The sequence below is a fragment of the Streptomyces sp. NBC_00554 genome, from assembly GCF_041431135.1.
Classification (GTDB): domain Bacteria; phylum Actinomycetota; class Actinomycetes; order Streptomycetales; family Streptomycetaceae; genus Streptomyces.
The window spans coordinates 2397247-2416834 of the sequence record NZ_CP107799.1 but is presented as its reverse complement, the minus strand read 5'-3'; the positions used below and the strand labels follow the sequence as shown (position 1 = coordinate 2416834).

The 19588-nt window shown below is 69.9% G+C and carries 11 protein-coding genes; 4 read left to right on the top strand and 7 right to left on the bottom strand.

All coding sequences use genetic code 11. The features are described 5' to 3' along the window. Positions 1–2 precede the first annotated feature (2 nt). From OG266_RS10550 to OG266_RS10520, 7 genes are all read right to left on the bottom strand, one after another. The gene (locus OG266_RS10550) at positions 3–1151 is read right to left on the bottom strand and encodes a hypothetical protein (protein WP_371544951.1); all 1149 of its coding nucleotides are present in this window, start codon (positions 1149–1151) and stop codon (positions 3–5) included. Beyond that, a complete protein-coding gene (locus OG266_RS10545; protein WP_371544949.1) occupies positions 1151–2197 on the bottom strand; it encodes a hypothetical protein in 1047 nt (348 codons plus the stop codon). The genes OG266_RS10550 and OG266_RS10545 overlap by 1 nt, the downstream gene beginning before the upstream one ends. A 60-nt stretch (positions 2198–2257) precedes the next feature. Next, the gene (locus OG266_RS10540; RefSeq protein WP_371544947.1) at positions 2258–4753 is read right to left on the bottom strand and encodes a hypothetical protein; all 2496 of its coding nucleotides are present in this window, start codon (positions 4751–4753) and stop codon (positions 2258–2260) included. Then, complete coding sequence (locus OG266_RS10535) at positions 4750–7989, bottom strand: tubulin-like doman-containing protein (RefSeq protein WP_371544944.1); 3240 nt, start codon at positions 7987–7989, stop codon at positions 4750–4752. The genes OG266_RS10540 and OG266_RS10535 overlap by 4 nt, the downstream gene beginning before the upstream one ends. Before the next feature lie 132 nt (positions 7990–8121). Further along, positions 8122–10392 carry a vWA domain-containing protein gene (locus OG266_RS10530; protein ID WP_371544942.1) on the bottom strand — a complete coding sequence of 757 codons (2271 nt, stop codon included), beginning with the start codon at positions 10390–10392 and terminating at the stop codon, positions 8122–8124. A gap of 388 nt (positions 10393–10780) precedes the next feature. Beyond that, a complete protein-coding gene (locus OG266_RS10525; RefSeq protein WP_266474161.1) occupies positions 10781–12310 on the bottom strand; it encodes a UDP-N-acetylglucosamine 1-carboxyvinyltransferase in 1530 nt (509 codons plus the stop codon). 95 nt (positions 12311–12405) lie between these two features. Then, positions 12406–12606 carry a DUF4236 domain-containing protein gene (locus OG266_RS10520; RefSeq protein WP_326720160.1) on the bottom strand — a complete coding sequence of 67 codons (201 nt, stop codon included), beginning with the start codon at positions 12604–12606 and terminating at the stop codon, positions 12406–12408. Between the two features lie 251 nt (positions 12607–12857). On the opposite strand from OG266_RS10520, the gene acnA reads away from it, so the two are divergent. The 4 genes from acnA to OG266_RS10500 all read left to right on the top strand — a co-directional run bounded on the left by acnA (position 12858) and on the right by OG266_RS10500 (position 19325). After that, complete coding sequence (gene acnA, locus OG266_RS10515) at positions 12858–15572, top strand: aconitate hydratase AcnA (RefSeq protein ID WP_371544940.1); 2715 nt, start codon at positions 12858–12860, stop codon at positions 15570–15572. A 165-nt stretch (positions 15573–15737) separates the two neighbouring features. Further along, on the top strand, positions 15738–16454 hold the full coding sequence (locus OG266_RS10510; protein WP_371544938.1) for a response regulator transcription factor: 717 nt from the start codon (positions 15738–15740) through the stop codon (positions 16452–16454). After that, entirely contained in the window at positions 16451–18055 is a 1605-nt protein-coding gene (locus OG266_RS10505; protein WP_371544935.1) for a sensor histidine kinase, read from the top strand. Before OG266_RS10510 ends, OG266_RS10505 begins: the two co-directional genes overlap by 4 nt. Before the next feature lie 193 nt (positions 18056–18248). Then, on the top strand, positions 18249–19325 hold the full coding sequence (locus OG266_RS10500; RefSeq protein ID WP_371544933.1) for a lytic polysaccharide monooxygenase: 1077 nt from the start codon (positions 18249–18251) through the stop codon (positions 19323–19325). The last annotated feature ends 263 nt before the right edge of the window (positions 19326–19588 follow it).

Sequence of the window (19588 nt, the reverse complement as noted above, 5' to 3'; positions counted from 1 at the left end):
CCTCACACCTCCCTGAGCCGGGGAGTCGGCCCCGGCGAGTCCAGGAGACCGCACATCTGGAACACGGATAGAAGCGGGCCGAGGACCCGGCGGGGCCGGATGCCTCCGGCGAAGGCGGTGGGCGTTCCGGTGGCCACCGGGTGCCCGTTGGCGACGGGCGGGGCGGCGGGTGACATGCCGGTGGCCGAGACGAAGTGCAGAGTGCAGCGTCGGCACTCCATGAACGGCCGCAACCATGGGGTCGCCTGATGATGCGTCAGAAAAGCGTAGACGTCCTGGCTCTCCCGGTAGGTCTGCGCGGGGTCGGGAGTGCCCTCGATGCGGCCGTCCTCACGCAGCCAGTGATCGATGGGGGGTTCGAAGCGCAGGACATCGCACTTGTTCAGCACGATTGCAGTCGGCACCTCGCACAGATCCCTGGGGCGCGGCAGCCGGTCCAGGACGGCGGAGAAGGTGGGGTCGGCGATACCCGCCTGCCGCTGGGGGACGCCAGCGGTCTCCCGGGCCGGGATCAGCTGCTTCAGGCGCAGCGCCCGCAGTGCGTCGACGACGAAGATCAACGCGTCCACGCCGAGGAGGAACTCGGTGACTTTGCCGGGGAGTTGCAGCGACTCCCCGGCGATGTCGAAGAAGGCCACCGGCCGGGTCCGCCCGTTGACCGTGACCAGCAGTGCGTCGGTGAACTCCACGAAGTCCGTGGCACTGGTGGCGGGCAGCACCCGCCCCGCTTCCAGTTCGTTGACCGCGCGAGCCAGAAAGGCGTGATGCTGGGAGGTGTTGACCGAACGGCAGCGGATGCCCAGGGAGTCCAGGCCACCGCGGCCGATCTCGGCCATCATCGCGGCCAGCAGATGGGTCTTGCCGGTGCCGGACTGACCGACGAAGGCGATGGTGAGCGGTGGGCCGAAGACCAGGTAGGGCACGGGCAGGAAGTGCGCCTGGGTACTCTCGTTGGGGCACTTCAGGAAAGCCCGGTTCATCTGGTCCTGCCGCCGGACAGCGTTCGGCTCGGTGGCGGGGTCCCACAGTTGGGGCTTGTCGGTCTGGGGATCGGTGAGGTAGAGCCGCCGCTCGTCGAAGTACAGCTCCTCCAGGCAGCTGGGGCAGCGCACCGGCTGTCGTGACTGCTCGTCCGGCATTCCGTAGTCCACTATCCGCCTTCCTCTGCCCTGCGGTGACTCGTTCCCCATCGGCCCGTCCCGCCGGCGCGGGGCCGGCGCCGTGGCCAGGCCGTGCCGGGCTCGTGCTCGCCATCCGCCCTGGGGGGTGCGGCGGCCTCGGGCGGGTCCGGCTGCCGGACGGCGGACGGTATGGGCCAGGCCAGCGGGCCCTTGTCGGCCAGAAGTTCGGCGAAGTGCTTGCGGCCCGCCTGGAGCGGGTCCGCCGGACGGCCCAGGTCGTCCCAGGGGTCCGGGGCGGCGATCCGCCGCAACATCGTTCTTGCGTCCGGACGCTGCCCGGCGTGTTCGGCGAAGACGTTCCTGAGCAGGTCGTCGCGAACCGGTCCGGCCAGCGGCGGCATCCGACTGCCGCTCGACTCACGGGAGTTGGCGACGAAGTACACCAGTTGACCGGCGCTCCAGATGTCGTCGCGGTGGTCGATGGTGCCGATACCCTCGCGCTGCTCGGGCGAGGCCCACGGCAGGGCGCCGAGCCGCTGCCGGGGTCGGCCCGCCCGGTCGGCCGAGCCAAGATTGGTCAGCTGCACGCGAGCACCGTCCCAGCGTACGGTCGCCGGACTGATCGAACGGTGTACCAGGCCCGCCCACTCCAGCAGCCGCAGTGCCCGGAAGAGGCTGCTCTCGAACTTCTTCTGTTCCGTCGACAGCACCAGACCCCGGGCGATCTCGGCCATGGGCTGCCCTTCCCGCAGCAGATCAAGGAGCAGGAACGGCGCCTCCACCTCGATGGCGTACCCGGCGAGCCGGGTGAACTCCGGCGGGTACAGCACCTCGCGGAAGGCCCGGATCAGGGTGAGGCCGGCGCGGATCTCCGCCTCCAGCACGTCCAGGCTCTCCGCGCGGAGAGCATGAGCGGGCAGCAGCCGCCGTTGCAGCATCCGACGCCCGTCCTCCAGGCGCACGACCCGGGTGCGGAACCCGGAACCCGGCTGGTGGGGTTCGTCCGCGCCGATGTCGAGTATCCGGACGCGCTCAGGCATGCCGGAGGAGTCGACAAAGGCAAGCGTCTCGTTCATTCGGCCACTCTCCGCAAACCCTTCAGCGCTCCGGCCAACCTTTCCGTGTCCTTCGCCGCCTCACCCGGTCTCACCCGGCGTGCGGGACGCCGACGGGGGCGAGGAGGTCTCCCGTGCGGTCTCGACGGCCTCCTCGGGCCACACCGAGCGGACGGCGCCCGACGACAGCGGCACCAGTCGCAGCAGTCCGGCGAACCGTCCCGATGCCGTCCAGACGATCTCCGGCAGCTGCGCCGACATCGACGCCGACGACCGGGCCGCCGGCCAACTGGGGCCCGGCCGCTCCTCGTCCACGCCGCCACCCTCGCCGTCCTGCCCATGCCGGGCGCCCGTGGCGCCCGGCTGGTCCTCCACCGTCTTCCAGAACGCACCCTGCACTGCCTGCGGTACGAATCCGAAGCTGCGGGCCGCGGCCGGGGTCCGGTCGAGCATGCGCAACTGGTCCGGGGAGCACAGCTGGAGGGCTTCGCCGCGGCTGTCCGGCAGCAGCACGTCCACGATGCGGTTCAGGTCCACCCCGACCAGGGTGGCAGGATCCGGCCGGTTGGCAGGCACCAGCGCGAACGGCGGAGCGGGCGTGGTGCCGACGCGGGCCAACTGCTGCTGGTACTCGTGGACCAGTTCATCGGTGCGGGCCACCACCGGCAGCGACGCGGCGCTGGACGGGTCGCGCAGCACCACATGCCAGTACGGGGAGAGCACCTCGGCCACCAGATCGGTGATGTCCCCGGCCAGCGTGACCTGCAAGGCCTGCCCGGCCTGGCCCACGTACTCCACCGCGAACGTGCTGCCACCGCGTTGGCCGGCCGGCCCCGCGCGCCCGGTTCCGCCGGGGGCGGCGGGCCAGGCAGGGCGGGCCCGACGTCCGAGTTGCTCGGCGAACTCAGCCAGCGTGCCGCAGACCGTCTGCACCAGGTGGGCCAGGGCTTTGGCCTGGTCGGATGCTCCGGCCCTGGCGTCGGCCAGCAGCCAGTGCCCCAGTACGCCCTGGTCAAGGACGTCCCCGAGGTGCTCGGCAGCCGCGACGGCCTCGCTGAGGCCGGTGTCCGCCCGCCAGTCCCGCACGGTCGCCGTCCAGAGGGAGTGGGCGGACAGCGCCACCGCGAGCAGGGCCAGCACCATGAGCGGGGCGCCGGCCCAGGCGGGCAGGCCGCTCGCGCGCAGGGCCAGGCCCGCGGCGCTGCCGACCGCCCAGGCCCCCGCCAGCGCGAAGGCGACCACCCACGGCACCCGCCGGACCGATCCCGCCGTACGGACCGTCCCCGCCATCAGTAACAGCAGCACCAGCCCCGCCCCCCATATGCCCAGCGGGCTCACCGCGGCCAGCAGCGCGGCGGCGAACCCCCACAGCCCCGGGCGTACCACGTTGTTGCCCACCACCGGGGGCGGCGGTTCCACCAGCGTGTCCAGCAGGGAGTCGGGACAGACACGGTGCAGTCGGTCGATCTGGGCCGCGCTGCCGGTGGGCGCCGAACGTCCGGCGAAGTCCCGTAGCCAGGACACGATCTCGGGCAGCGGGTGACGACGCTCCAGTCGAAGCATCACCTGCCGGCGAAGCTCGTTCCCTACTTCGTCGGGGCGAGTGCCGGGCACATGCGGTAGCTGGATGCCCATCTGCGTCAGATGGTCGCGGCCGTCGGCATTGAGCCCAGCCCGGCCGTCCACCCACTCGAAGGTCTGCTCGATGGAGTCTCGGTAGTCGGCCAGCGAGTGTCCGGCTTCGCGCAGCGACTCGACCACCCCGGCGGCCGGATCCTCCAAGCGCAGCAGCCCACGCCAGCTCGCCAGCCGGTTCAGGCCGTCGTCCGCCTCGCTGAGCCGCTGCACGCTGTGCCAGTGGGCCTGCCGCAGTAGGCTGCTCTCCGGCAGGCAGTCGGCCACCGACAGGTCCTCGGGCTCGGCGTATCCGGCGAGCACGCCGAGCGTCCCGCCCGGCGCGGGCCCGGCGCGTAGGTCGTCGGGAGGTGAAACGCAGGCGTCCAGGGCCTGCAGCTGGGCACGCATGAGATCCTCTTCGGGCACCTCATGCACGAGCAACCGCAGTGCGGGGCTGGCCACTGCCGACGGCAGTTCGCCGAGCGTCGCCACCGCTCCGTCGAACACCTCGGCCACTTGCAGGAGTTCGATCAGCGGCTCCAGGCCGGCGATGTCGTCCGCCGCGAGGTCGGTGTCGGTCAGCGCTAGCGAAGGGGCCTGCCCCGGCCGCCAGCCGACGCCCCGTACATCCCCGATCCACAGCGTGGCCGCCACCGGGGACCGCAACTGCGCGGGCAGGCTCAGTACATGCTCCTCCGGCCCCGGCGCCGGTCCCACGGCCAGACACAGCACCGTGGACACCAGGGACTTCGAGCAGAGTCGTTCGTACGCCGCATGGTGGGACAGCAGGGCCGCGGCGGTGTCGATGACCAGCACACGGGAGACATCCGCGGACCGTAAGTGCGCCTCACGCATCGCGTCCCGGAAACGCTCGTCCAGCGTCTGCGGGTCCATCACCTCGGCCAGTTCATGGCGCAGGTCGAGGCAGACGACGAGTTTGTCGCCGCTCGGGCCGCTCATTGCTCCTCCCTCTGGGAACTCTGAGGACCTGGGGGACTTTTGGGGCCTCCGGCGGGATCGGCGCCGCCGGTGCCGAAGCGCCGGTCGTGCACCGTGGGCGGGTACGTGTCCGGGGCGGACGGGAAGGACTGGTCGAGCTTGCGCAACGTCCAGCCGGACATCCGGTGCGCCCGGGGGAACGGCAGATCGAGCGCACCGGGCAGGGTCTCGTTCCAGAACGCCGCCAGGTCGGTGTACCCGGCCGTCCGCCGCCCGTCCGTCCGGTCCTCCGTATGACGCAGCAACTTGCTCTGCCGCGGTGCCACCTCGTGCACCAGCGTGCGGAACAGCCCGTGCGGTGGCACCGGCGCGGCCTCCAGACCGTATGGAGTGGTCGCCATGAGCTGTTCGCAGAAGGCGTTGCGGATGCCGCCGCTGTCCTCGGCCAGCGTCCAGGACTCGTACGCGCGCAGGAGACTGCCCCAGCTGGACATCCCCCCGCCGGGCACGTCCAACGGGCAGACCATGGCAGCCGAGTCGCGGTCCTGTAGTCCGATGCGGATCTGCCGGGGGCTGGTGACGTCCCCGAAGACCTGGAACTGGTCGTTCCACATCGCGCACAGCAGTCTGTGCAGTATGTGCCGCCGGTCCTGCTCGGTGCCCATCAGGAAGTCGTACTCGTAGCCCAGCCGCTGACGCCACCTCAGGTGGTCACCGGGCTGCTCGGACGCGAGTGCCTCCGCCCACAGGGTCAGTGTCCCTCGCACTTCCGGCACCTCGGTCAGGCTCATCGAGCTGCGGAACAGCACCACCGTGATCGACTCCGTCGACACCGGCCGGAACTCGATCTCCCGCTCGTTGTCGCGGGGCAGCCGCATCTCCCGTTCGAGGAACTTGCGCACGGTCGCGTCCGAAGGCGTCGCCGGATACACGATGAGCACTTTCAGCCGGCCGCTGCCTTCCGGGGAGAATCCCACTGGCAGTAGCGAGGCAAGCTTGTGCCGGCACTGTTCCAGTGCGTCCTCGCCGACCTGCCCTCCGCCCCCGGCCGCTGCCGCGGCCAGCAGCGTGCCCAGCCGCGGCAGCAGCGGCCGCTCCTCCAGGCTGCCGGATTCCACGAACAGCCGCTTGACCCGGTGTTGGAGATGCTCCTTGACCACCCCGACCGCGCGCCGGGGGTCGGTACGCGCCTCACCGAAGGCGGCCCGCCACTGCTCGGCGTTCACCAGTCTTCCCAGCAGGGCGTGTTCGTCGTCGGTCTCCCGCAGCCCTTCGGAAATCAGCAGTCGCTGCACCACCGAGTCGTAGAACGACGCCAGATCGCTCTGCGCGGGCAGCAGGTACGAGACGCCGGTACGCGGCCGGTACAGATGCCGCGCGCGCTGGGTGAACGAGGTGTGCTCGTCGTCGGCCTGCTCGCGGAAGGCGGCCACCAGTGCGTTGAGCTCGGCTTTGAGCCCGGCCAGCGTACGGTCCCAGCGCAGCGCGTGATCGGCCCAGTGACGGTGCCAGGTGCGCCGGGACTCCCACTGGTACCAGGTGTCCTGCTGGGCCAGGACAGCGGTCACCTCCGGATCGGTCCACTTGGCCTTGACCAGCCCGCCCATGCGGTCCCGGACGCCCTGGGACGACGGAGGGCCGGTCGTCAGCCCCGGTGGGCGCTCGGGTTCGCGGCGGCGGCTCTCCAACAGGCCTGCGAAGCCGACCCGCTCCAGCCGGTCCCGGGCGCCCGGGTCGCCCAGGACGACTCTGTGGACCTCCAGCAGATCGCACCGGCCCAGCAGCTGGCGTACGCCACGCACCGGGTCGAAGCCGGTGGCGAGTTCGGCGACCTGCTGGCGCAGCTGGCGGTCCAGGTCGCCCAGGGCATCCTCCATCGCGGCCTGGCGGGTGGCCAGCGTGTCGAGGATCGCGCGTGCGCCGGTGACGGGGCGCGGCTCGTTGAACGGCAGGCCGGCCCGGCTCCACAGCGGGTCGATGTTGGAGGTCGTGAAGAGGTCGCGGACGAGTTCGCGCCTGGAGCCGTCCGACGGTCGTGCGGCGGAGCTCTGCAGCCGTAGTGCGGTGGCCTGCAGCCGGGAGGCAAGGAGTTCGGCAAGCTCGTCGACCGGCACCGTCATGGAGGCCACCAGACTGGTCGATACCCCGCGGTGGCCGATGCCGGTGGGCGCTACTGCGGCCCGTTCCACATTCGTGTTGATGAACGAGTCGGCGAACGACTGGTAGAGGTGGTCGCTGTCGTGTACCCGCCCGTCGTCGTCGCCCAGTTCGGTGCCCAGCAGCGACATCACCAGAGACACCACGCTTCGGTGCAGGTCCTCGCGCTCGATTCCGGACGTGCGGCTGAACAGGAACGCGGTCTGCGCGGTGGACGGTCGCAGTCGCAGCGCCCGCCCTCCCGGGTACTCCAGTCGTAATTGTGCCTGTACTCCCACGTCGTCCAGGCTGTCGTCGGCGTCGGGCGCGTTCTGGTCGTCCACCAGGCGGAACAGATCCACCAGGGAACGGCCGGCGTTGAGCCGTGCGGCGCGTCCGCCGCCCCGGCCGTCGTCAAAGGCAGAGGGCATCAGGACCAGGGGATAGATCTTGACCCGGTAGCGGGCCTCTTCGAAGGCCTGCCCGATCAGATGGAGATAGTCGTAGAAGATGCCCGAACCGGTGCCGCCCGCCACGGAGAACGCCACGAACACGTCGCAGCTGTCGGCCAGTGTCCCGCCCAGGGACGTCAGATCCCCGCCGGACTTGCTGATCAGCGAGATCGCCTCCCGCAACGGCTCCAGCGCCGGACTCAGGCCACTGCGGAATGTCTCGAACAGCGCTGACCGCCCCACCGTCGGCAGCTGCCCGGCCCCCCGGATCAGCGGTGCGATTCGCGGTTCTCCGGTGCGTGGCGGGAGCCACCGGCACAGCGGCCCCGGCAGATTGGTCCGCAGGCTCCGGGCAACCTCGGGGTAGGAATCGAAACGCGGCAGCAGCCCGAACGTGGCCCGCGACGTCCTGCTGTACGCGGCCTTGAGCGGGCCGTCCGCGCGCATGTGGGGCAGCCGGTTCAGCTCGGCCTCGTTGAGGTCGGCGTACACGAACTGCACGCAGTCCGGCAGCTGGTACGGCAGCAACTGCCGGCCCCGCAGCACAGGTAACAGCGCGCTACCGTCCGGTCCGCACAGCGCCTCACGCAGACGGTTCTCCAACTCCGCCCCGATCAGGCACCCGGTGCCACCGAGGCCGACGAAGAGCATCGGCTGATAGATCTTCACTGGGCTTCACCTCGTGATGACATGCCGAATACGCTCGGTGGCCTGGTAGTTGTGTCGAAGAACGGGGCGTCCTGCCCGCGCGGCAGCGGCAGCGGAGGAGTCCGCCCGTTCGCCGACCAGGCAGGGCGCACCTCAGAAGTCGTCGTCATACGGCCGCCGCGTGACGAGTGTGGTGTTGTCGGCTTCGCCCTTGCGTGTACGTGCGCGGCCGCGCGACCGTTGTTCCGGGGCGGCCTGCTGGGCGTCCCGGGCAGTGCCGCGCCTGGACTGCGGAGTCCCGGCTGCTCCGGCCGCCCGTTTGGCCGCCTGTTTGGCCGGGCGGTGGTCGGCGAAGCCAAGGGCGAGTCCGTCGGCCAGCGCCGAGCGCTGTCCGCGCGGGACGGTGATCCGCTCGCCGCCGGGCGGCCGCACCGTCAGACCGCCGTCCTTGGACCGGCGTACTCGGTGGCGTTTGGCGGAGTCGTCCAGCAGCAGTCGCTGGGTGCCGTGCGGACCGGCGCGAAGGGAGAAGCCGAATTCGGGGCCGGCTCGTGCGGGGGCCCGCAGTCGGCTCACCTCTGCCTCGTCCCTGTACAGGATCAGCTGGATGTCCGAGGTGTCCCGGATCCGACGTCGGTCCTGCCAGCGCAGCGCCAGCACCACGAGCAGCGCCAGCAGCACCGCGGCGGCGACGCCGATTCCCTTGCCGTACCGGTCCAGGGAGCCTGGCACCGGCACCACCCGCACGGTGACAAAGGCCTGGGTGACGACCCGGCCCGATGTCTCGTCCCGCACAGTAAGGCTCCCCGGCACTGATCCCAACGTCGCATCGGCTCCGAATACCAGACGCAACGGCACCCGTACCTGCTCGCCTGCCGCCACCGTCATGCTCTGCGGGGTGATGGTGAGTTGGGTGTCCGTCGAGCCGCCCGCCAGCGTCAGCCGCAGACGGTGCGAGGCGGCGTCGGTGTTGCTCAGCTCGATGCCGCCGTGCGCGGTGCCGCCCGGGTGGACTTCGTGGTCGTCCAGCACGATCGCGCCGGTCAGCAGAGGCGCAGAGGGGGCCAGTTTCGTCGCGTACGCACGCTGATCGCCCGCGATGCCTTCGCCGGTCATCAACCCGGTGAAGGACAGCGCTCCGTTGGCGGTGCGCGGCACGGTGATGTGCGCCGAGAACTCACCGTCGCCGGCCCTTGGATCCGCTCCCTTGCCATCGTCTCTGAGCTGTGACTTACGTGCGCTGAACCCGTCGCCCGTCAGGTTGACCGACACCCTGATCCCGGCCAGCTGCCGCCGCTCGGTGAGCACCACGCCCTGCCGGGTCTGCAAGGTCACATGGGCCGTCACCTGTTGCCCGGCGGTCGGCGCGGGCGGGTCCACGAGGATGTACGAGCGCAGCACTCCCTGCCAGATCGCGGTGGCCGTGATCCGCTGCGTCGACGCCCCGTCGAGCACCTCCACATGCACCCGCCACGTGCCCGGATAGGGATTGCGAATCCGCAGCGCCTCCACCGGTCCCGACTGCCCGACCAGTTCGAACTGCGAGCCGTCGGCCTCGCCGTGCAGCTTCACCTTCCGCCCGCGCGGGTCGTAGTACGTCACCGCGACCGCGTCGGGATCCTGTTTGACCACCTCGATGGAGCCGTCCGTGGCCACCGGCGGGATGGTCACCTTCAGATCGAGGCTGGACGACGTTTCGCCCGTCTGGCCGGGCGTCGTGTTCGCGCACCGTGCCCCGGCGAAAGCGCTGAGCAGCACCTCGGCCACGTCGGAGGAACCCGCTGCGATATTCGCGGTCGGCCGCGCCGAGGGCAGGTCGGCGCAGCGACTCTGGTAGCCGCCCTCGGCGAGCGCCGTCAGCTGCGCCTTGTCGATGTTCGAGCCGAAACCCAGGGGCCAGATCTGCACCTTGTCCGAGCGGGCCTGCGCGACCTTCATTTTCAGCAACTTCTGGGCGTTGGCGTTGCGGGAGGCGGCGTCAACGCCGTACGAGGGGCTGTCGCTGACGTCGAGGCGACCGTCGGTGAGCAGAAAGATGATCTTCGGGGTGTCGTTGTCGCCCGCCAGCAACGACAGGCCTTGAGTCAATGCCGCCGGGAAGTCTGTCCCGTTGCCCTCGCCATCGGTGCGTCGATGCAGCCGCGGCACGCACGAACTCAGCTGCTCGCGCCCTGCCGCATCCGCCTTTGTCAGCGGACACACGGTGTCCACCGGACTCTGCCCGTCCCGCGACGCACTCCCGAACCCCACAACGGCAGCCCGCGACTTGTCCGAGACCTCCCCCAGCACCAGCAACGCTGCCGCCGCGCGCTCCGCTGCTACGTCCGCCGCCGACAGACTGCCCGACTCGTCCACCAGGATCACGAAGTCGACCGGCGTCGGGGCCAGCGGGTCCTCCGCGTGGGCCTGCTGCGCCGGAGTCACGGGCAGCAATGTCAACAACAGCGCGCACACGGCCCCCATAGCACTGGCACGGCCCGCGCGTCGTAGTGAACTCCCCGTTCCGGACCAGCGATTGGAGAGGTCCGTCTGCACCGGACCACCCCCCATTGGCGTCCTGCGAGAACCGCGCTAGAGGGCAGTTGTAGCATCGCGCGATGACTCCCCGTAAGGGATTCGCGCAATCCCGTAAGAGTGATGCTTCGGTCCGTCGAACCGGGACAGAAGGAACACGGCGATGCCGTCGGCGAATCTCATCGGGTGGCTGCGCTTGAACAGTCACGCCAATGGTGTCGGTGTGATCCGATGGCACCGCCGAACCCCTCCGAATCAGCGTTTTCGCCGTTCGGAGGGGGTGTTGTGGAAATTCGCCCTAAATATCCCGGAACGTCTCGATCTGCGCCCCGATCGAGTTGAGCCGCTCGGCGAGGTCCTCGTAGCCGCGGTTGATGACGTACACGTTCCGCAGGACGGAGGTGCCGTCGGCCGCCATCATGGCGAGGAGGACGACCACGGCGGGGCGCAGTGCGGGCGGGCACATCATCTCGGCGGCGCGCCAGCGGGTCGGGCCCTCGACCAGGACCCGGTGCGGGTCGAGGAGTTGGAGCCGGCCGCCGAGGCGGTTCAGGTCTGTGAGGTAGATCGCGCGGTTGTCGTAGACCCAGTCGTGGATCAGCGTCTTGCCCTGCGCGGAGGCCGCGATGGCCGCGAAGAACGGGACGTTGTCGATGTTCAGGCCCGGGAACGGCATCGGGTGGATCTTGTCGATCGGCGCCTCCAGCTTGGAGGGCCGGACGGTGAGGTCGATCAGGCGCGTACGGCCGTTGTCCGCGAAGTACTCGGCCGTACGGTCGTGATCGAGGCCCATCTCCTCAAGCACCGCGAGCTCGATCTCCAGGAACTCGATCGGCACCCGGCACACCGTCAGCTCGGACTCGGTGACCACCGCGGCGGCCAGCAGGCTCATCGCCTCGACCGGGTCCTCGGAGGGCGAGTAGTCCACGTCGACGTCGATGTTCGGCACGCCGTGCACGGTGAGCGTCGTGGTGCCGATGCCCTCGACCCGTACGCCCAGGGCCTCCAGGAAGAAGCACAGGTCCTGGACCATGTAGTTGGAGGAGGCGTTGCGGATGACGGTCACGCCGTCGTGGCGGGCGGCGGCGAGCAGCGCGTTCTCGGTCACCGTGTCGCCGCGCTCGGTCAGCACGATCGGCCGGCCGGGGGAGACCGAGCGGTCCACCTGCGCGTGGTAGATCCCCTCGGTCGCCGCGATGTCGAGCCCGAAGCGGCGCAGCGCGATCATGTGCGGCTCGATGGTCCGCGTCCCCAGGTCGCAACCACCCGCGTACGGCAGCTTGAAGCTGTCCATGCGATGCAGCAGCGGCCCGAGGAACATGATGATGGACCGCGTGCGGACGGCGGCCTCGGCGTCGATCGACTCCATGTCCAGCTCGGCCGGGGGCACGATCTCCAGGTCGACCCCGTCGTTGATCCACCGGGTGCGGACGCCGATCGAACCGAGTACCTCCAGAAGGCGGTACACCTCTTCGATACGGGCGACCCTGCGCAGCACCGTGCGCCCCTTGTTGAGCAGCGTCGCGCACAGCAGCGCAACACACGCGTTCTTGCTGGTCTTGACGTCGATCGAACCGGACAGACGACGCCCGCCGACCACGCGCAGATGCATCGGACCCGCATAGCCCAGAGAGACGATCTCACTGTCCAGGGCTTCACCGATTCGGGCGATCATCTCAAGGCTGATGTTTTGGTTGCCGCGTTCGATGCGATTGACGGCACTCTGGCTGGTGCCGAGAGCCTCCGCGAGTTGCGACTGTGTCCAGCCCCGGTGCTGCCGGGCGTCACGGATGAGCTTGCCGATGCGTACGAGGTAGTCGTCTGCCATGGCGCGACCGTATATCTCCTGTGAGATAAAGCGAAACGGAACGCGCCCATCCGAGTGTCGGCCTCATCGAGGGCCGGGGGCGGGGGAGTTCGGGGTCAGCTGTCCCGCCGGCTCTGCCTGGTGCGCCGCCACCCGAAGGGGCCCGGCAGGTTCTGCGACGTGGTCCGGCGCCCTGTGGTGCTCCGCGTGTGCCGGGGCCCGCGGCCCTCTCCGGTGGTGATGGACATTGAGCGGCGGTTGATGTTCAGCCGTACCCCGGGAAAGATGCGGAAACTCTTGCGGAACGTGAGTGGCATGGGTGCCCCCTCTTGTGGCGATTACGCCGGGTGGTTCCCGGCCGACACCGGGTACCCCGAAGGAGGCCGGGCATGACCAGCCCGCGCCCATGTACTAGAGTTATCTCGACATCGAGATATCTGCCGAGGCGCACCGAAAGCCGCCACTCCAGTAAGGCATACCTAACTTAGCCTTACCTTAGCGGATCGTCGAGAAGCCGTGGCGGCAGGATGCGGTAGCAAGCGCACATATATGCATGAAGGAGACTGTCGTGTCGGCGAACAGCTTCGACGCCCGCAGCACGCTGCAGGTGGGCGACGAGTCGTACGAGATCTTCCGGCTGGACAAGGTGGAAGGCTCGGCTCGCCTTCCGTACAGCCTGAAGGTGCTGCTGGAGAACCTCCTCCGCACCGAGGACGGCGCGAACATCACCGCCGACCACATCCGGTCCATCGGCAACTGGGACTCCCAGGCGCAGCCCAGCCAGGAGATCCAGTTCACGCCCGCCCGCGTGATCATGCAGGACTTCACCGGCGTGCCCTGCGTCGTGGACCTCGCCACCATGCGTGAGGCCGTCAAGGAGCTCGGCGGTGACCCGGCGAAGATCAACCCGCTGGCGCCGGCCGAGCTGGTCATCGACCACTCCGTGATCGCCGACAAGTTCGGCACGAACGAAGCCTTCGCGCAGAACGTCGAGCTGGAGTACGGCCGCAACAAGGAGCGCTACCAGTTCCTGCGCTGGGGCCAGACCGCCTTCGACGAGTTCAAGGTCGTCCCGCCGGGCACCGGCATCGTCCACCAGGTCAACATCGAGCACCTGGCGCGCACGGTCATGGTCCGAGGCGGCCAGGCCTACCCCGACACGCTGGTCGGCACCGACTCGCACACCACGATGGTCAACGGCCTGGGCGTGCTCGGCTGGGGCGTCGGCGGTATCGAGGCCGAGGCCGCGATGCTCGGTCAGCCCGTCTCGATGCTCATCCCGCGCGTCGTCGGCTTCAAGCTCACCGGTGAGCTCCCGGCCGGCACCACCGCCACCGACCTGGTGCTCACGATCACCGAGATGCTGCGCAAGCACGGCGTCGTCGGCAAGTTCGTCGAGTTCTACGGCGAGGGCGTCGCCGCCACCTCCCTCGCGAACCGCGCCACCATCGGCAACATGTCGCCGGAGTTCGGCTCCACCGCCGCGATCTTCCCGATCGACGACGAGACCCTGAAGTACCTGCGCCTGACCGGCCGCGACGCCCAGCAGGTCGCGCTCGTCGAGGCGTACGCCAAGGAGCAGGGCCTCTGGCTCGACCCGGCCGCCGAGCCCGACTTCTCCGAGAAGCTGGAGCTGGACCTCTCCACGGTCGTCCCGTCGATCGCCGGACCCAAGCGCCCGCAGGACCGGATCGTCCTCGCCAACGCCTCGCAGCAGTTCGCGCAGGACGTGCGCAACTACGTCGAGGACGACGACGAGGCGGGCAAGGAGTCCTTCCCGGCCTCCGACGCCCCGGCTGCCACCAACGGCGTACCGACCCGCCCGACCACGGTCACGGCGCCCGACGGTTCGACCTACGAGATCGACCACGGCGCCGTCACCGTCGCCGCGATCACCTCCTGCACCAACACCTCGAACCCGTACGTCATGGTCGCCGCCGCGCTCGTCGCGAAGAAGGCCGTGGAGAAGGGCCTGACCCGCAAGCCGTGGGTCAAGACCACGCTCGCCCCGGGTTCCAAGGTCGTCACCGACTACTTCGACAAGGCGGGGCTCACCCCCTACCTCGACAAGGTCGGCTTCAACCTCGTCGGCTACGGCTGCACCACCTGCATCGGCAACTCGGGCCCGCTGCCCGAGGAGGTCTCCAAGGCGGTCAACGAGCACGACCTGGCCGTGACTTCGGTGCTCTCCGGCAACCGCAACTTCGAGGGCCGGATCAACCCCGACGTCAAGATGAACTACCTGGCCTCCCCGCCGCTGGTCGTCGCGTACGCGCTCGCGGGCTCCATGAAGGTGGACATCACCAAGGACGCCCTCGGCACGGACCAGGACGGCAAGCCGGTCTACCTGGAAGACATCTGGCCCACCGAGGCCGAGGTCAACGACGTCGTGGCGAACGCCATCGGCGAGGACATGTTCAACAAGTCCTACGCCGACGTCTTCGCGGGCGACGCCCAGTGGCAGGCGCTGCCGATCCCGACCGGCAACACCTTCGAGTGGGACCCGCAGTCCACCTACGTGCGCAAGCCCCCGTACTTCGAGGGCATGGCGCACGAGCCGTCCCCGGTCACCGACATCACCGGTGCCCGCGTGCTCGCCAAGCTGGGCGACTCGGTCACCACCGACCACATCTCCCCGGCCGGCGCGATCAAGGCCGACACCCCGGCGGGCAAGTACCTCACCGAGCACGGCATCGAGCGGCGTGACTTCAACTCCTACGGCTCGCGCCGTGGCAACCACGAGGTCATGATCCGCGGCACCTTCGCCAACATCCGCCTGCGCAACCAGGTCGCGCCGGGCACCGAGGGCGGCTACACCCGCGACTTCACCGTCGAGGGTGCTCCGGTCTCCTTCATCTACGACGCCTCGCGCAACTACATCGCGCAGGGCACCCCGCTGGTCATCCTGGCCGGCAAGGAGTACGGCTCCGGCTCGTCCCGCGACTGGGCGGCCAAGGGCACCGCGCTGCTCGGCGTCAAGGCCGTCATCGCCGAGTCCTACGAGCGCATCCACCGCTCCAACCTCATCGGCATGGGCGTCATCCCGCTGCAGTACCCGGCGGGCCAGTCCGCCGAGTCCCTCGGCCTGACCGGCGAGGAGGCCTTCTCCTTCGCCGGCATCACCGAGCTGAACGACGGCACCACCCCCCGTACGGTCAAGGTCACCACCGACACCGGTGTGGAGTTCGACGCGGTCGTCCGCATCGACACCCCCGGCGAGGCCGACTACTACCGCAACGGCGGCATCCTGCAGTACGTGCTGCGCAGCCTGATCCGCAAGTAGGCAGCCTGATCCGCAAGTAAGCGGCCAGGTAAGGCAGTTGAGGGCCGCATCCCCGGAAACGGGGGTGCGGCCCTTCGCCATTCCGCCCAGACCGCGCGTTCGGGACATGGGTTCATCTCAGGCGGAACACAGGGTTCCCCCAGTGAACCGGGACAGGATCGTCACATGTCTGGCACCCGAAGCGACCGTGTGCGCGTGCTGATCGTCGACGACGAACCCAGCCTCACGGAACTGCTCTCCGTGGCCGTCACGGAGGCGGGCTGGCGGCCCTATCCGGCGGCCGACGGGGAGAGCGCGCTGCGCGTCGCGCGCGGCTGCGCCCCGCATGCCGTCGTCCTCGACGGGATGCTGCCCGACCTGGACGGACTCCAGGTCCTGCGGCGGCTGCGGTACGAGCGGCCGAAACTGCCCGTGCTCATGCTGACCGCGCGGGACGCCCTTGAGCACCGCCTCGACGGGCTCGAGGCTGGCGCCGACGACTATGTGACGAAGCCCTTCTCGCTGGAGGAGGTCGTACTGCGGCTGCGCGCACTGCTGAGGCGCTCCGGTGCCGAGGAGGACCGGTCCGAAGGGGCAGCGCGTGTCCTCGGCGACCTGGTGCTGAGCGAGGACACCCGTGAGGTGCACCGCGACGGTACGCCGGTCCAGCTCACCGCCAAGGAGTTCGACCTGCTCAGCCTGTTGCTGAGCCACCCGCGCCAGGTGCTGAGCAAGGCCCAGATCCTCGACCACGTGTGGAGCAGCTCCTTCGACGGCGGCGGAAACCTGATCGAGGTGTACATCTCGAGCCTGCGCCGGAAGCTCGACAAGGGCCGGGCGCCCATGATCCACACCGTGCGCGGGGTCGGGTACGCCATCAGGCCGCCGGAGGACGGGAGATGAGCTCCCGGTCGCGGCGCCGCTCGCTCTGGGCCCGCCTGCGTGGGAGGTCCCTGCGCACGCGGCTGCTGGTGTTCATCGGCGCCACGCTCGTCGCCGTGTACGTGGCCATGGCGCTCACCACGGTCTTCGCCCAGCGCGACAGCCTGCTCGACCACCTCGACCAGCGGGTCACCGACGCCGCCGAGCGCAGCCAGGGCGGGGTCCAGGTCGGACCGGACGTCGGCGACGGCCTCGCCTTCCTCGGGGAGCAGGGGCAGTCCGTCGGTACGGTCGGCGCCCGGCTCGACAGTGCCGGGAACGTCGTAGCCGCCGAGGTGGTGACCAGCGACGGCACCCAGCGGGCCCTCACCGACGCCCAGCGCGACGCCCTCGACGGCATCACGGCCGACGGCTCGCTGCACACCCGGACCGTCCCGGGACTCGGCACCTACCGGGTCACCGCCCTCCAGGCCGACGGGAATCCCGTGCTCACCGGCCTCCCGATGGAGGACGTACAGGACATGATCAGCGGTCTGGTGATGGTCGAGGCCGTGGTGGCCGCCGCGGGTCTCGCCGTCGCGGGCTGCGTCTGCGCCGTCGTCATCCGGCGCCAGCTGCGCCCCCTGGGACGGGTCGCCGCCACCGCGGTGGAGGTCTCCCGCTCGCCGCTCGGACACGGTGAGGTCATCGGCCTCATCCGGGTGCCCGAACGCGACACCGACCCCGGCAGCGAGGCCGGCCAGGTCGGCGCCGCCCTCAACCGCATGATCGACCACGTCGAGTCCTCGCTCAGCGAACGCCAGCGCAGCGAGGAACGCATGCGCCGCTTCCTGGCCGACGCCAGCCATGAACTCCGTACGCCGCTCGCGTCGATCGCCGGATACGCGGAACTGATGAACCGCGGCACCGAGTGGATCGAACCCACCCTGGCCTGGCGCCGGGTCTCCGCCGAGTCGGCGCGGATGACCGGCCTCGTCGAGGACCTGCTGCTGCTCGCCCGGCTCGACGAGGGGCGGCCCCTGGAGTCCGCCGAGGTGGACCTCGCCGCTCTCGTCGCGGAGGCGGTCTGGGACGCGCGGGCGGCCGGGGACAGCCACCACTGGCAGCTGGCGCTGCTCCTGGACTCCCCGGCCATGGTCCTCGGGGACGAGGCGCGCCTGCACCAGGTGTTGGCCAACCTGTTGGCCAACGCCCGTGTGCACACACCTGCCGGCACCACCGTCATCGCCTCGGTGGAGGCCACCGAGGCGTGCTGCACCATCCGCGTACGCGACGACGGTCCCGGCATCCCGCCGCACCTGCTCCCCAACGTCTTCGAGCGCTTCACCCGGGGCGACGTCTCCCGCGCCCGCAGCGGACCGGCGGACGGCGGCTCCGGGCTCGGGCTCGCCATCGTCGAGGCCATCACGGCGGCGCACGGAGGCCTGATCGAGGTCCGGAGCGAGCCGGGGCACACGGAGTTCGCGATCGTGCTGCCGCCCGTCGGCCGCCCGGCGCTGGTGTCGGCCGGATCGGATCCGGTCGCCCAACTCCCGTCCGCAGGGCTCGACCGTGTCGCTCCGTTCCCTTCGGACGCCGCTCAGGTCACTGCTCGGGAGTCGTCGGCGCGCGGCCGCCCGTAGCGGAGGTGCGGTGACGGCCGCGCCCGCCCGTGTGGGGGTGCGGCCCTTGTGTGCGAGGCGTTTACAGAGGTTCCCGTGCGCGCTAACTTCCGAATGGGGTGGGAGCGCTCCCACTCGGTGGACCGGAACCCGCCGCGGAGTCGCTCCCACCTCATCCGGACCCCAACAGACACTGAGCAAAGGGGCTCTTGTCATGCTCATGCCCGTACGCGTGACGCGATTACCACTGTCCACCCGCCACAGAGCAGTCCTCCTGGTCCTGCTCGCCCTCCTCGCCACCGTCCCGGCCCTCGGCCTGGTCGTCACGGCGGGCGGCGAGGCCGAAGCCCACGGCACCCCCATGAAGCCGGCCAGCCGCACCTTCCTGTGCTGGCAGGACGGGCTGACCGACACCGGCGAGATCAAACCCGTGAACCCGGCCTGCAAGGCGGCACAGCAGGTGAGTGGCACCACGCCGTTCTACAACTGGTTCTCGGTGCTCCGCTCGGACGGCGCAGGCCGCACCCGCGGCTTCGTCCCGGACGGCGAGCTGTGCAGCGGCGGCAACACCAACTTCACGGGCTTCAACCAGCCGCGCGACGACTGGCCGCTCACGCATCTGACCTCGGGCGCGACGGTCGACTTCTCGTACAACGCGTGGGCCGCGCACCCGGGTTGGTTCTACGTCTACATCACCAAGGACGGCTTCGACCCGACGCAGACGCTGACTTGGGACGACATGGAGGACTCGCCCTTCCTCACGGTCGACCACCCGCCGCTCAACGGCAGTCCGGGCACGGTCGAGGCCAACTACTCCTGGTCCGGGACACTTCCGGCGGGCAAGTCGGGCCGCCACATCGTCTACGTGGTCTGGCAGCGCTCGGACAGCGCGGAGACCTTCTACTCCTGCTCCGACATCGTCTTCGACGGCGGCAACGGCGAAGTGACGGGCATCCACGACCCGGGCAACCCGACCGAGCCCCCGCCCGGTGCGTGCGCGGCCACCCGCCGTACGACGAACAGCTGGTCCGGCGGCTACCAGGCCGAGGTGACCGTCACCAACACCGGCGACGTCCCGATGCTCGGCTGGATGGTCGACTGGACCCTCCCGAGCGGGCAGTCGGTCGCCAGCCTCTGGAACGGCAACGCGACATACGAGGGCCAGGCCGTGATGGTGCACAACGCCGACTGGAACGGGGAACTCGATCCGGGCGAGAGTGCGACGTTCGGATACGTCGTCCAGGGCGCAGGTGACGATCCGTCAACCGCACTTCCCTGTCGGGTCGGTTGATCGGCTCAGGGCGGACCGGGTGGGTGGTACGAACTCACCCGGTCCGCGAGCCCGGGCCGGTCGGGGGAAATCCGGCCCGGGTTGGTGCGTGGCTTGTGACGACCATGGTGGGCGACAACGTTGTCGAATGGTCTGTGCATGACTCTATCGCCTCAACGGACAACGATGTCAAGCCAGTTGGTTCCCGGCGGCCCGCGTGCTGGGCCATCGGGGTGCCCGCCGGGCGAGTCTGCGGCCCCGTACGCGGTCTTCCGTGGTACCCG

What these genes read in the sequence shown, in the direction of transcription:
- OG266_RS10545 (WP_371544949.1), bottom strand. Translation starts at nt 2,197, where the DNA reads ATGAACGAGACGCTTGCCTTTGTCGACTCCTCCGGCATGCCTGAGCGC.
- OG266_RS10540 (WP_371544947.1), bottom strand. Translation starts at nt 4,753, where the DNA reads ATGAGCGGCCCGAGCGGCGACAAACTCGTCGTCTGCCTCGACCTGCGC.
- OG266_RS10525 (WP_266474161.1), bottom strand. Translation starts at nt 12,310, where the DNA reads ATGGCAGACGACTACCTCGTACGCATCGGCAAGCTCATCCGTGACGCC.
- OG266_RS10520 (WP_326720160.1), bottom strand. Translation starts at nt 12,606, where the DNA reads ATGCCACTCACGTTCCGCAAGAGTTTCCGCATCTTTCCCGGGGTACGG.
- OG266_RS10510 (WP_371544938.1), top strand. Translation starts at nt 15,738, where the DNA reads ATGTCTGGCACCCGAAGCGACCGTGTGCGCGTGCTGATCGTCGACGAC.
- OG266_RS10505 (WP_371544935.1), top strand. Translation starts at nt 16,451, where the DNA reads ATGAGCTCCCGGTCGCGGCGCCGCTCGCTCTGGGCCCGCCTGCGTGGG.
- OG266_RS10500 (WP_371544933.1), top strand. Translation starts at nt 18,249, where the DNA reads ATGCTCATGCCCGTACGCGTGACGCGATTACCACTGTCCACCCGCCAC.